At 70.9% G+C, this 12,913-nt stretch carries 14 protein-coding genes; 11 read left to right on the forward strand and 3 right to left on the reverse strand.

What is annotated here, in order from left to right; genetic code table 11:
* The first annotated feature begins 86 nt into the window (after positions 1-86).
* The 3 genes from ACF1BN_RS14665 (at position 87) to ACF1BN_RS14675 (ending at position 3,486) form a co-directional block, all read left to right on the forward strand.
* Positions 87-1,544: a menaquinone biosynthesis decarboxylase gene (locus ACF1BN_RS14665; protein WP_392331982.1), complete on the forward strand. Its 1,458-nt coding sequence runs from the start codon at positions 87-89 to the stop codon at positions 1,542-1,544.
* Positions 1,541-2,443 (forward strand): menaquinone biosynthesis prenyltransferase MqnP, encoded by a 903-nt coding sequence (mqnP, locus tag ACF1BN_RS14670; protein ID WP_392331983.1) that lies wholly within the window; start codon positions 1,541-1,543, stop codon positions 2,441-2,443. The genes ACF1BN_RS14665 and mqnP overlap by 4 nt, the downstream gene beginning before the upstream one ends.
* A 350-nt stretch (positions 2,444-2,793) precedes the next feature.
* Positions 2,794-3,486: a UbiX family flavin prenyltransferase gene (locus ACF1BN_RS14675; protein ID WP_392331984.1), complete on the forward strand. Its 693-nt coding sequence runs from the start codon at positions 2,794-2,796 to the stop codon at positions 3,484-3,486.
* On the opposite strand, the gene ACF1BN_RS14680 is transcribed toward ACF1BN_RS14675, so the two are convergent.
* Entirely contained in the window at positions 3,483-3,608 is a 126-nt protein-coding gene (locus ACF1BN_RS14680; RefSeq protein ID WP_360313107.1) for a hypothetical protein, read from the reverse strand. The two genes, ACF1BN_RS14675 and ACF1BN_RS14680, sit on opposite strands and share 4 nt — an antisense overlap.
* Before the next feature lie 124 nt (positions 3,609-3,732).
* Here ACF1BN_RS14680 and ACF1BN_RS14685 point away from each other — a divergent pair, with 124 nt between their 5' ends.
* Together ACF1BN_RS14685 and mqnE are read left to right on the forward strand one after the other, a co-directional pair.
* Positions 3,733-4,188, forward strand: a complete 456-nt coding sequence (locus tag ACF1BN_RS14685) for an Lrp/AsnC family transcriptional regulator (RefSeq protein ID WP_392331985.1) — start codon at positions 3,733-3,735, stop codon at positions 4,186-4,188.
* Between the two features lie 91 nt (positions 4,189-4,279).
* Entirely contained in the window at positions 4,280-5,443 is a 1,164-nt protein-coding gene (mqnE, locus tag ACF1BN_RS14690; RefSeq protein ID WP_392331986.1) for an aminofutalosine synthase MqnE, read from the forward strand.
* An 85-nt stretch (positions 5,444-5,528) separates the two neighbouring features.
* Here mqnE and ACF1BN_RS14695 read toward each other — a convergent pair whose 3' ends face one another.
* Positions 5,529-6,062 carry a GNAT family N-acetyltransferase gene (locus tag ACF1BN_RS14695; protein ID WP_392331987.1) on the reverse strand — a complete coding sequence of 178 codons (534 nt, stop codon included), beginning with the start codon at positions 6,060-6,062 and terminating at the stop codon, positions 5,529-5,531.
* A 155-nt stretch (positions 6,063-6,217) separates the two neighbouring features.
* Here ACF1BN_RS14695 and ACF1BN_RS14700 point away from each other — a divergent pair, with 155 nt between their 5' ends.
* Positions 6,218-6,484 (forward strand): DUF4229 domain-containing protein, encoded by a 267-nt coding sequence (locus ACF1BN_RS14700; RefSeq protein WP_392331988.1) that lies wholly within the window; start codon positions 6,218-6,220, stop codon positions 6,482-6,484.
* A gap of 224 nt (positions 6,485-6,708) precedes the next feature.
* On the opposite strand, the gene ACF1BN_RS14705 is transcribed toward ACF1BN_RS14700, so the two are convergent.
* Positions 6,709-6,855: a hypothetical protein gene (locus ACF1BN_RS14705; protein WP_392331989.1), complete on the reverse strand. Its 147-nt coding sequence runs from the start codon at positions 6,853-6,855 to the stop codon at positions 6,709-6,711.
* Between the two features lie 116 nt (positions 6,856-6,971).
* Here ACF1BN_RS14705 and ACF1BN_RS14710 point away from each other — a divergent pair, with 116 nt between their 5' ends.
* The 5 genes from ACF1BN_RS14710 (at position 6,972) to ACF1BN_RS14730 (ending at position 12,904) form a co-directional block, all read left to right on the forward strand.
* Positions 6,972-7,517: a GntR family transcriptional regulator gene (locus ACF1BN_RS14710; RefSeq protein WP_392331990.1), complete on the forward strand. Its 546-nt coding sequence runs from the start codon at positions 6,972-6,974 to the stop codon at positions 7,515-7,517.
* A complete protein-coding gene (locus ACF1BN_RS14715) occupies positions 7,517-8,284 on the forward strand; it encodes a GntR family transcriptional regulator (protein ID WP_392331991.1) in 768 nt (255 codons plus the stop codon). The genes ACF1BN_RS14710 and ACF1BN_RS14715 overlap by 1 nt, the downstream gene beginning before the upstream one ends.
* Before the next feature lie 348 nt (positions 8,285-8,632).
* A complete protein-coding gene (locus tag ACF1BN_RS14720) occupies positions 8,633-9,967 on the forward strand; it encodes a dicarboxylate/amino acid:cation symporter (RefSeq protein WP_392331992.1) in 1,335 nt (444 codons plus the stop codon).
* A gap of 123 nt (positions 9,968-10,090) precedes the next feature.
* On the forward strand, positions 10,091-10,708 hold the full coding sequence (locus ACF1BN_RS14725; protein WP_392332295.1) for a TetR/AcrR family transcriptional regulator: 618 nt from the start codon (positions 10,091-10,093) through the stop codon (positions 10,706-10,708).
* Positions 10,709-10,780: 72 nt separating this feature from the next.
* Positions 10,781-12,904, forward strand: a complete 2,124-nt coding sequence (locus tag ACF1BN_RS14730) for an AMP-dependent synthetase/ligase (protein WP_392331993.1) — start codon at positions 10,781-10,783, stop codon at positions 12,902-12,904.
* The last annotated feature ends 9 nt before the right edge of the window (positions 12,905-12,913 follow it).

Below are 12,913 nucleotides of genomic sequence, written 5' to 3' on the forward strand. Positions count from 1 at the left end.
AGCGGCCCCCTGGAAACGGTGGCGGGGGCGCGTCGAGTCGGCCCCGGTGACACCTCCAGCGTAGCCGGTGACCGATACTTGCCCGTATGGCTCACGACGATCTCCGCTCGCTGCTCAGGGCGCTGGAGCGCGAAGGCGACCTCAAGCGCATCAAGGCCGAAGTCGATCCGTACCTGGAGGTCGGGGAGATCGTCGACCGGGTGAACAAGGCAGGAGGGCCCGCGCTTCTCTTCGAGAACGTGAAGGGCTCCGCCATGCCGCTCGCGATGAACGTGTTCGGCACCGACCGCCGGCTCCTCAAGGCCCTCGGCCTGAAGTCGTACGAGGAGATCAGCGAGAAGATCGGCGGGCTGCTCAAGCCCGAGCTGCCGCACGGCTTCGTCGGTGTCCGGGAGGCCTTCGGCAAGCTCGGCTCGATGGTCCACGTGCCGCCGAAGAAGGTGAAGTCCTCGGACGCGCCCGTGCAGGAGGTCGTCCTCACCGGCGACGACGTCGACCTGGACAGGCTGCCCGCGCTCTTCACCTGGCCCAAGGACGGCGGCTCCTTCTTCAACCTGGGCCTCACCCACACCAAGCACCCGGAGACCGGCGTGCGGAACCTGGGGCTCTACCGGCTCCAGCGGCACGACAAGCGCACCATCGGCATGCACTGGCAGATCCACAAGGACAGCCGGAACCACTACGCGGTCGCCGCCGAGCGCGGCGAGCGGCTGCCGGTCGCGATCGCCTTCGGCTGCCCGCCGGCCGTCACCTACGCCTCCACCGCCCCGCTCCCCGGCGACATCGACGAGTACCTCTTCGCCGGCTTCGTGCAGGGCAAGCGGATCGAGATGGTCGACTGCAAGACCGTGCCGCTCCAGGTCCCGGCCAACGCCGAGGTCGTCATCGAGGGCTGGCTGGAGCCGGGCGAGATGCTGCCGGAGGGCCCCTTCGGCGACCACACCGGCTTCTACACCCCGCAGGAACCGTTCCCCGCGTTGAAGATCGACTGCGTCACGATGCGGAAGCGCCCGCTGCTGCAGTCGATCGTGGTCGGCCGGCCGCCGACCGAGGACGGTCCGCTGGGCCGGGCCACGGAGCGCTTCTTCCTGCCGCTCCTCAAGATCATCGTGCCGGACATCGTCGACTACCACCTGCCGGAGTCGGGCGGCTTCCACAACTGCGCGATCGTCTCGATCGACAAGAAGTACCCGAAGCACGCGCAGAAGGTCATGCACGCCATCTGGGGCGCGCACATGATGTCGCTGACCAAGCTGATCATCGTGGTCGACAAGGACTGCGACGTGCACGACCTGCACGAGGTGTCCTGGCGGGCCCTCGGCAACACGGACTACGCCCGCGACCTGACGGTCGTCGAGGGCCCGGTGGACCACCTGGACCACGCCTCGTACCAGCAGTTCTGGGGCGGCAAGGCGGGCATCGACGCCACGAAGAAGCTGCCGGAGGAGGGCTACACCCGGGACGGCGGCTGGCCGGACATGGTGGAGTCGGACCCGGCGACGGCGGCCCTGGTGGACCGCCGCTGGAAGGAGTACGGGCTGTGACCACCGCGGCCGTACCGGGCGCGCAGCCGGGACGTACCAAGGCCTTCCTGCGGCTCGTGATGATCGAGCACTCGGTCTTCGCGCTGCCCTTCGCCTACATCGCCTCGCTCACCGCGATGTTCCGGCTGGACCGGACGATCGACTGGTGGACGCTGTTCCTGGTGACGGTGTGCATGGTGGGGCTGCGGACCTTCGCGATGGCCTGCAACCGGATCATCGACCGGGAGATCGACGCCCGGAACCCGCGCACCGCCGGCCGGGAGCTGGTCACGGGCGCGGTGTCGGTGCGGTCGGCGTGGACCGGGGCCGGGATCGCGGTCGTCGTCTTCCTCGGCGCGGCCGCGCTGCTGAACCCGCTCTGCCTGGCGCTCGCGCCGCTGGCCGTCATCCCGATGGTCGTCTACCCGTACGGCAAGCGGTTCACGAACTTCCCGCACGCGATCCTCGGCCTCGCCCAGGCGATCGGCCCGATCGGCGCCTGGCTCGCGGTCACCGGGGAGTGGTCCTGGGACGCGGTGATCCTGGGCCTCGCGGTCGGCGTCTGGATCGGCGGCTTCGACCTGATCTTCGCCTGCCAGGACGTGCAGGCGGACCGGGCGCACGGCGTGATGTCGGTGCCCGCCCGCTTCGGCATCCCGGCGGCGCTGTGGGGCGCCCGCGCCTCCGCGGTCGTCACCACCGGGCTGCTGGTCTGGTACGCGCTGGCCACCGACGCGGGGATCTTCTTCTGGGCCGGCCTCGTGATCGTGGTCGCGGCCTTCTGCTACGAGCACTCGATCGTGAAGCCGCACGACCTGTCGCGGCTGAACCGGGCGTTCTTCACGACCAACGGCTTCATCGGGATCTCGCTCTTCGTCTGCGCCCTGCTCGACCTGCTGGTCCGCGGGCTGACGGTCTGATCCCGGGGCTCGGCGGGGGCCGGCTCCGCCTGGCCCGGGCCCGTGCGGCCGGTCCGGCGGCGCGGCGGGACCCTCGGCGGCGCGCCCCGCGCGGCCATCGGTCCGACGGGCGGCCTCAGCCCGGTCGCCTTCGCCCGGTCGCCTTCGCCCGGTCGCCTTCGCCCGGTCGCCTTCGCCCGGGCGGCCTTCGCCCGGTCGGCCCGACCGGGCTCGGGTGCCGCTAGCGGTCGCCGGCCGCGGTTCCGTTCCAGGTCGGCGCGGACGCCCGCGGGCGGCGCGGGCTTCCCGCGGCGGACGCCGGGGGCACCTTACCGACGGCCCCGCCCGCCCCGCCGGATAGGCTCGGCGGCGTGGAGCCGAACAACAGTGAGCAGCGTCGACCCTGGGTGGTAGGGGTGTCCGGGGCGTCGGGGACGCCGTACGCCGCTTCCGTGCTCAGGGGGCTGCTGGCCGCGGGGGAGAGCGTCGATCTGGTGGTGTCGCGGGCCTCGCGGCTCACGCTGCTCGACGAGACGGGGCTCGCCTTCCGGGACGCGCACTGGCGGGAGGACCTGGCGGCGTGGCTGGCGCGGGGGGCGGACGGAAAGCCCGACGCGTACGGCGCCGTGGACGTGAGCGACGTGCGGTACTGGGCGGCCGGCGACCTGGCGGCGGGGCCGTCCTCGGGGTCGTACCCGGCGAAGGGGATGCTGATCGTGCCGGCCTCGACCGCCGCGGTGGCGGGAGTGGCGCTCGGTCTGTCGAAGGACCTCTTGCAGCGGGTGGCGAGCGTGACGCTCAAGGAGCGGCGTCCGCTGGTGGTCGCGGTGCGGGAGACCCCGCTGAGCGGGCAGACGCTGAAGCAGATGGTGGCGCTGGACGAGGCGGGCGCCGTGGTGCTGCCCGCCTCTCCGGCGTTCTACGCGGGGGCGACGCACATCCAGGATCTGGTGGACTTCGTCGCGGGGCGGGTGCTCGACGCGGCAGGGGTGCCGCACGAGCTGTACCGCCGGTGGCGGGGGGAACTCGGAGGAGGAGCTCCGGGGGTTCCCCGTGCCGGTTAGCGCTTCTTCGCGGCCTTCTTGCGGGCGCGCTTCGAGGCGTCGGTGGGCTGGTGGGCACGCGAGCGGTTGGCCAGGTCCTGCAGCTCGCGCATACGGGCGTAGGCCATCTCGATCGTGTACACGGTGTTCTCACTCCTGAAAGATCGTCTTTGATCTGCTGAAAGATTCGCAGGGTGATGGCCCTGCATGCCTTAGATTCTACACCTAAACTTGCGGTATCGCTGGACAATGGAAGGTCGTATACCTATGGACGCCGTGGACAGGCAGCTCATCCAGGCCCTGCGCGAGAACGGCCGCGCCTCGTACGCCGAGCTGGGCCGGCTGGTCGGACTCTCGGGCCCCTCCGTCACCGACCGCATCAACCGCCTGGAGGCGGCCGGGGTCATCACGGGCTACCGCGCCACCGTGGACGCCGCCTCGCTCGGTCTGGGCGTCACCGCCCTCATCGGCATCTCGCTCTCCGACGCCGCCGACCACGAGGACGTGGCCCGCCGGCTGAAGGACCTCGCCGAGATCGAGGACTGCTGGTTCATCGCCGGCGACGACTCCTTCATGCTCAAGGTCCGCGTCAACGACGTCGACGGCCTGGAGAAGACGATCCGCCGCCTCTCCGGCACCAAGGGCGTCTCCCGCACGCGCACCACGATCGTGCTCTCCACCAAGTGGGAGAACCGGGTCGGGGACCTGCCCGAGGAGGACTGACGCGGAGCGGCAATGGCGGTCCCCCCGCCCGGAGGGCGGGGGAGTACGGTGGGCGGAGCCTGATTCACGGAGATATGGGAGGCGGCCGGAGATGGACGCTGGGCTCAAGCGGGAGCTGGAGCAGAAGGTGCTCGCCGGTGAGCGGCTGAGCCGCGAGGACGGCATCGCCCTCTACGACTCCGACGACCTCGCCTGGCTCGGCGGGCTGGCCCACGAGGTCAGGACCCGCAAGAACGGCGACGTGGTCCACTTCAATGTCAACCGGCATCTGAACATGACCAACGTCTGCACCGCCTCCTGCGCCTACTGCTCCTTCCAGCGCAAGCCGGGCGAGAAGGACGCGTACACGATGCGCATCGAGGAGGCCGTCCGCCTCGCCAAGGCGATGGAGGGCGAGAACCTCACCGAGCTGCACATCGTCAACGGGCTCCACCCCAACCTGCCCTGGCGGTACTACCCGCGCTCGCTCTCCGAGCTGAAGAAGGCGCTGCCGAACGTCTCGCTGAAGGCCTTCACCGCGACCGAGATCCACCACTTCGAGACCATCTCGGGGATGTCGGCCTCCGACATCCTCGACGAGCTGATCGAGGCCGGTCTGGAGTCGCTGACCGGCGGCGGCGCCGAGATCTTCGACTGGGAGGTCCGGCAGCACATCGTGGACCACCGCACCCACTGGGAGGACTGGTCCCGGATCCACCGCCTCGCCCACTCCAAGGGCCTGAAGACCCCCTCGACGATGCTGTACGGGCACATCGAGGAGCCGCGCCACCGCGTCGACCACGTGCTGCGGCTGCGGGAGCTCCAGGACGAGACCGGCGGCTTCCAGGTCTTCATCCCGCTGCGCTACCAGCACGACTTCGTGGACATGCAGGACGGCAAGGTCCGCAACAAGCTCCAGGCGCGGACGACGATGGCCACCGGCGCCGAGGCCCTGAAGACCTTCGCGGTCTCCCGGCTCCTCTTCGACAACGTGCCGCACGTCAAGGTCTTCTGGGTCATGCACGGCGTCCAGACCGCCCAGCTCGCGCTCCAGCACGGCGCCGACGACATGGACGGCTCGGTGGTCGAGTACAAGATCACCCACGACGCCGACAACTACGGCACGCCGAACAAGCTCACCCGCGACGACCTGCTGGAGCTGATCCGCGACGCCGGCTTCCGGCCGGTCGAGCGGAACACCCGGTACGAGATCATCCGCGAGTACCCGGGCCCCGACGCGGACCGGCGCGAGACGCCGCAGGCGATGCGGGTCTGAGTCCCGTGGTCCCGGTCCCGTAGGGGTCCGGTACGACGAGGAGGCCCGGTGGGGGATGTCCCCGCCGGGCCTCCTCGCGTGGCGTTCAGGTGAGCGGCAGCAGCATGGTGATGTCGTCGCGGTCGTCGCCGGGGGCCACGCGGATGGCGGCGGGGACGCGGCCGACCTCCTTGTAGCCGGCCTTGGCGTAGAAGCCGTCGACGCCGGTGCCGCCGCGGACGCCGAGCCGGATGGCCTCGACCGCCTCGAAGCCGGGGGCGGTACGGGCGGTGTGCTCGACGGCCGCCATCAGGTCGCGGCCGTACCCCTTGCCCTGGTGCTTCGGGTGGACCATCACGGTGTACAGCCACACCCAGTGGGTCATCAGGCGGTGGCTGTTGAAGCTGATGAAGGCGGTGGCGGCGACCTCGCCGTCCTCGCTCCGGCCGACGACCAGCCGCTGGGTGCCCTTGGCCATGTTGGCGAGGTGCTGGAGGAGGGCGGGGCGGATCTCCTCGGAGGTGACGGGCGGGACGAACCCGACGGCGCCGCCCGCGTTGGAGACGTCGGTCCAGAGGGCGAGGATCCCGTCGGTCAGAGCCTGGTCGACAGCGGGGTCGGCCTCAAAGGTAAGGGTCATAGGTCGATAGTAACTATTACCCCTGGTGAGGTTCAAGGGATTTCGGCCGCGCCCGGACCGGCCCCGCCTCCGGCGCGCTCCCGCCGCCGTGCTTCACTGGGGGACGCTCGTCCCGTAATGGGAAGGTTCGGAACCTCGGAACGAAAGAGTGGGTCATGCTCCGCTACTCGCTGATGCGGCTCGGCATCTTCGCCGGGTGCTTCCTCGCCCTGTGGGGTCTCGTCTACGTCGGCGCGCTGCCGCGCGGCCTCGGCGACTCGAACCTCCTGTGGGTCCTCCTCCTCTCCATCGTCGTCTCGGCCCCCCTGAGCTTCGTCCTGCTCCGCAAGCAGCGCGACAGCCTGAGCGCCGACATCGTCGGCAAGGTCGACCGCGCCAAGGACCGCCTCCACGAGAACCGCACCCGCGAGGACGCGCTCTAGGGCGACCCGCCAGTCGGAGGGGGCGCGCGGGTCCGGCCTGATGTTGTCGGCCGCCGTGGTCCACTCGACTCCGATGGAGGGTCGGACGTGGGCGATGCGGAGGAGTCGGCCGCCGTGCCGCTCGCGCACGACCGCCGTCAGCACCCCCTCGCCGCCGCTCGCGATGTCGCGGACGTGTCGATGGAGGAGCGGGTGGGCTTCTTCGTCTCCGTCGCCCTGGTCGTTCACTGGTCGGGCTCGTCCCGGTTTTCGAACCATCGGTCGAGGAACTCTCGCCAGCCGGCCTCGGAACGGGCCCTGAGGGCCGGGCTCAGGCCCGATGGCGGAACGGGAACGCCGTGCTGTGATTCATCGGGATCCGTCATCTCCATGCGTACAACCTTAAGCGCTAGCGACTTAAAGCGGCAAGTGCTTAAGGTTGTTTCCCGGCTCCGACATGCGTGCGGGAAAGTAGGGTCGCTGGCAACGGTGAGCTGGAGGTAGGAACATGGCGGGCGATGCGTGGATCAGTGAGACCGCGCCGTACCTGGCCCCGCGTGCGCCCGGTCAGAGCGACGCGTGGACCGGCGAGGCCGCTCGTCGTGGCCGCAAGGGTGGGCAGAGACTGCTTCAGGCGGGCGAGGTCGAGGCACCCGAGGAGGTCCGCTCGGCCCTGCGCCTGCCTGCGGGCGAGCGGGTGGTCGTCAGGCGGCGGCTGATCCTGCTGGACGACCACCCTGTGGAGTTGGCGGACTCGTACTACCCCGTCACTGTGGCCGGTGGTACGGCCCTCGCCGAACCCCGCAAGGTGCCCGGCGGGGCCGTCACCCTCCTCGACCGGCTGGGATACGTCGGCGCCGAGGTGGTCGAGGACGTGAGTGCCGGTCTGGCCACCCCGGAGGAGCGCGAACACCTGGGGCTGGCCGAGGGGAGCGCTGTCCTCCGGCTGCTCAGGTTGACGGAGACCGCCGACGGGACGCCGGTGGAGGCGGCTCTGATGACCATGCCGGCCGGCAGGCACCTCACGTACCGGCTCGGAGGGCGGGGCGTGTGATGGCGAAGGGGTTCAAGGACCAAAGGTCGCCGCACCAGAAGATCGCGGCGGAGCTCCGGCGGGCGATCACGCGTGGCGACCTTCCTCCGGGAAGCAAGCTCGGCTCGACGGCCGAATTGATGGAGCGGTACGGCGGCGTGGCCAACACGACCGTTCAGAAGGCGCTCCAGATGCTGAAGGCCGAGGGGCTGCTCGAAGGGCTGCCGGGCAAGGGTGTGTATGTGCGGCCGCACGCGCAGGAGTCGGTCGAGCCGATCGCGTACATGCGCCCCGCCGGGCCGGACGAGCCCTATCCCTGGGTGTCCGAGGCCGCGAAGCGGCGGCAGGTCGGCGAGATCCGGCTGCTCGGCGTCGAGATCGTCGTTCCTCCGGCCGAGGTGACCGACGCCCTGCGGCTGGAGGCCGGTGAACGGGCCGTTCTCCGTCGTCAGCTCCTTCTGCTCGACGAGGAGCCGACCGAACTCACGCGGTCGTACTACCCGCTGGGTCTGGTCGAGGGCACGGCTGTGCTGGAGGAGAAGCGGATCCGGGGCGGTACGCCGGCGTTGCTCGCGTCCATGGGCTTTCCGCCGAGGGAGTTCGTGGACGAGCTGTCGTCCGAGATCCCGACGGAAGAGGAGGTCGTCGCGCTGGAGCTTCCGAAGGACATGCCCGTCCTCGTCGCCTTCCGGGTGGTCTACTCCGACGGCGGGCGCCCGATCGAGGCCACGCTGATGACGAAGGCGGCGCACCGGTATCGGATGCGCTACCGGCTTCCGGTCATGTAGGAACCGCGTAAGGTTCCTCACAGATCACGCACCCCTGGTGAGAGCTTCACTGCTCCCACCAGGGGTGTTTCGCGTTCCGGGCGGGGGTGGCCGGAAGTCGATCTCAAAGAACAGCTTTGAGGTTCTCAAAGTTCAAGTGTTAACGTGTCGGCCATGACGACAGCAGTGCGCCTCTCTCACGCCCCGGGCATCCCGCTCGTGGCGCGCCTGCACGTCGATCTCTGCCGCTGTATGTCCGCGGCCTGTTGTCGCGTGCTCTGATCCGGCATCATGCAGCGGCCCGCGTGAGAACGCGTGTGTGCCGCACCCCCGTCCCCGTATTCCCCGATACGTACCTGTGGAGTGCCCGTGTCCGCGTCCGCCACCGAGGCCAAGCCCTCGTCCCGGATACCCAAGTTCCCCTTCTGGGCCCAGATCGTCGCCGGTCTCGTGCTGGGCGTCCTGCTCGGCTGGATCGCCCGCAGCCAGGACGTCTCCTGGCTCAAGGAGACGCTGATCCAGGTCGGCGGCATCTTCGTCCAGCTGCTCAAGCTGGCCGTCGCACCGCTCGTCTTCTTCGCGATCCTGGTCTCGATCACCAACCTCCGGAAGGTCAACAACGCGGCCCGCCTCGCCGCGCAGACCCTCCTCTGGTTCATGATCACCTCGCTCGTCGCCGTGGCCATCGGCATCACGATCGGCCTGCTCACCAACCCCGGCGCCGGCACCGGCCTCACCCCCGCCGACGGCAAGGCCCCCGAGGGCCAGGGCAGCTGGATCGACTTCCTCACCGGCATCATCCCGACCGACGTCATCACGCCCTTCACCGAGCTGAACGTCCTCCAGATCGTCTTCATGGCCGCCGTCGCCGGCATCGCCGCCCTCCAGCTCGGCGAGAAGGCCCAGCCGATCCTCTCCCTCTCCGAGTCGATCCTGGAGCTGCTCCAGAAGGCCCTGTGGTGGGTCATCCGCCTCGCCCCGATCGGCACCGCCGGCCTCATCGGCAAGGCCATCGTCAACTACGGCTGGGACCTGCTCGGCAAGTACGCGACCTTCACCGCCGACGTCTACATCGGCTGCGCCCTGGTCCTCTTCGGCGTCTACCCGCTGCTGCTCGCCACGGTCGCCAAGGTCAACCCGCTCCAGTTCTTCAAGGGCGCCTGGCCCGCCATCCAGCTCGCCTTCGTCTCCCGCTCCTCAGTCGGCACCATGCCGGTCACCCAGAAGGTCACCGAGCGCCTCGGCGTCCCGAAGGAGTACGCCTCCTTCGCCGTCCCGTTCGGCGCCACCACCAAGATGGACGGCTGCGCCGCGATCTACCCGGCGCTCGCCGCGATCTTCATCGCGCAGATCTTCGACGTCCAGCTGGGCATCAAGGAGTACCTGCTCATCGCCTTCGTCTCGGTGATCGGCTCGGCGGCCACCGCCGGTCTGACCGGCGCGACGGTCATGCTGACGCTGACGCTCTCCACCCTGGGCCTCCCGCTGGAGGGCGTCGGCCTCCTCATGGCGATCGACCCGATCCTCGACATGATCCGGACCGCCACCAACGTCGCCGGCCAGGCGCTGGTCCCGGTGATCGTCTCCGCCCGCGAGAAGATCCTCGACCTCACCGCGTACGAGAACGCCTCGGCGTCCCCGATCGACGGCCCCGAGGACACCCGCGAGGCCGCTCCGGAGAAGACGGTCGCGGCCGCGGCCTGACCCCTCCGCGGTACCCCGCCGTGCCCCTCGCCCCCGTCCGGGCGGGGGGCACGTAGGCTTTTCACGGGCGACACAGTGGATCTTGGAAGCGGGGCGGGAACAGGCGTGGCGGGGACCAGGAGGCTGCCGCGGGCCGTGCGGGAGCGCCAGATGATGGACGCCGCCGTGGCGTGCTTCGCCCGGCAGGGGTACCAGGCGGCGTCGATGGACGAGATCGCCGAGCTGGCCGGGGTGTCGAAGCCGCTGGTGTACCTCTACCTGCACTCCAAGGAGGAGCTCTTCACCGCGTGCATCCGGCGGGAGGCCCAGGCGCTGCTCGCGGCGGTCGCCGAGGTCGTCGCCGACGCGTCGGCGCCGCCGGACGAGCGGCTGTGGGCGGGCCTGCTCGCCTTCTTCGGGCACGCCGCCGACCATCCGGACGCCTGGGCGGTGCTCAGCCGGCACGCGCGGACGCAGGGCGAGCCGTTCGCGACCGAGGCGGCGCGGATGCGGGAGGAGATCGCCGACTTCGTGACCGGCCTGATCGGCGAGGCGGCGCGGGCCGCGCGGGGGCCGGCCGTCATCGGCGAGCGGGACGTGGCCGCGCTGGCGCAGGCCCTGGTGGGGTCGGCGGAGTCGCTGGCGACCTGGGCCAACGAGACGCCCGGGGTGACGGCGCGGGAGGCGGCGGCCACGCTGATGAACTTCGCCTGGTCCGGTCTCGGGAACCTCATGAAAAACGAACGCTGGTCTCCCCGTTGAGCCTTACCGCGCAGTAAGGTTACTCGCCGGTCATGGTCGCCGGTCGTGGTCGCCGGTCTTCCGTGGCTCCGCATGCCCGACGCACCTCCGCACGTGCCGCACCCCCGCTCTACGACGTACGACCTCGCTCCACGACGTACGCACTCCCGCTCCACGACGTACGACCTCTCGCTCTACGACGGCCGCACGCCCGCTCCACGACGTACACACGCCCGATCCACGACGGCCGCACCCCCGCTCCACGACGTACGACCTCTCGCTCCACGACGGCCGCACCCCTGCTCCACGACGTACGACCTCTCGTCCATCGCGCAGACCGAGGAGCCGCCCGTGCCGACCGACCTCGCCCTCATCCGCGTCGACGGCCGGGTGCGGGAGGTCTCCGCCCCGGCCCTCGTGCCGCGGGTGGACCGCGGCTCGCTCGCCGACCTCCCGTACGACAACGCCCGCCAGGCCCCCGACGACGTCGTCTTCTCCCGGAAGGACGAGGAGGACGGCGGCTGGCGGGACGTCACCGCCGCCCGGTTCGCCGCCGAGGTGCACGCCGTCGCCAAGGGGCTGATCGCCCACGGGCTGCGCCCCGGCGACCGGCTCGCGCTGATGGCCCGGACGACCTACGAGTGGACGCTCCTCGACTTCGCCGCCTGGGCCGCCGGGCTCGTCACCGTCCCCGTCTACCCCACCTCCTCCGCCTTCCAGACCCGCTGGATCCTCCAGGACTCCGGTGCCGTCGCCTGCGTCGTCGAGGACGCCGGGCAGGCGCGCATGGTCTCCGCCGAGCGCCGCCGGCTCCCCGGCCTCACCCATCTGTGGGTCCTCGACGCGGGGGCGGTGGAGCAGCTGCGCAAGGCGGGGGCGCGGGTGCCGGACGAGACGGTGACCGCCCGGCGGGGGCTGCTCACCCCGGACGCGCTCGCCACCCTCGTCTACACCTCCGGCACCACCGGCCGGCCCAAGGGCTGCGCCCTCACCCACGCCAACTTCTTCGCCGAGGTCGACAACGCGGTGAAGCTCCTCCACCCGGTCTTCGCCCCCGAGGGCGGCGAGCCGCCGTCCACCCTGCTCTTCCTGCCGCTCTCGCACGTCTTCGGGCGGATGGTGGCGATCGGCTGCGTCCGGGCGCGGGTCCGGGTGGGGCACGCGCCGTCGGTGGAGGGCGACGCACTCCTCGACGACCTGGCCTCCTTCCGGCCGACCTTCCTCCTGGCCATCCCGTACGTGATGGAGAAGGTCCACGACCGGGCCCGGGCCGCCGCCGAACGCGCCGGGAAGGGCGCCGCCTTCGACCGGGCCGCGCGGGCCGCCCGCCGCTTCGGGCGGACCGACGCGCCCTCGCTGTCGGTGCGGGCCGCACGCGCCCTGTACGACCCGCTGGTCTACCGGCGGATCCGGGCCGCGCTGGGCGGGCGGGTGCGGTACGTGATCTGCGGCGGCTCGCCGCTGGGGGCGCGGCTCGCGGAGTTCTTCCGGGGCGCGGGCGTCGAGGTCTTCGAGGGGTACGGCCTGACGGAGACCACGGCGGCGTCCACGGTCACCCCGCCGCTCGCACCGCGCACCGGCACGGTCGGGCTGCCGCTGCCGGGCACGGGGGTGCGGATCGCGGACGACGGGGAGGTGTGGCTGCGCGGCGCGCACGTCTTCGCCGGCTACTGGGACGCGCAGCGCGGCTCGGCCGTGCCGTACACGGACGGCGGCTGGTTCCCCACGGGGGACCTCGGCTCGCTCGACGAGGACGGCTACCTCACCATCACCGGCCGCAAGAAGGACCTCCTGATCACCTCGGCGGGCAAGAACGTGGCGCCCGCGCCGCTGGAGGACTGGCTGCGGGCCCATCCTCTGGTCGCCCAGTGCATGGTGGTCGGCGACGACCGGCCGTACGTCTCCGCGCTGATCACCCTGGACCACGAGGGGCTCGTCCACTGGCGGCGGATGCGCCAGAAGGACCATCTGGCGCTGTGGGAGCTGACCCGGGACGAGGAGCTGCTCGCGGTGGTGCAGAAGGCGGTGGACGACGCGAACCGGCTGGTCTCGCGGGCCGAGTCGATCCGCGCCTTCCGCGTGCTGACCACCGAGTTCTCCGAGACCTCGGGGCACCTCACGCCGTCGCTGAAGCTGCGGCGGCGCGCGGTGCTGCGGGACTTCGCGCGGGAGATCGAGGAGATGTACGGGCCGGAGTACGCGGAGGAGTACGAGTGAGGGGTGCCG

Source organism: Streptomyces sp. NPDC014861 (assembly GCF_043081625.1).
Classification (GTDB): Bacteria; Actinomycetota; Actinomycetes; order Streptomycetales; family Streptomycetaceae; genus Streptomyces.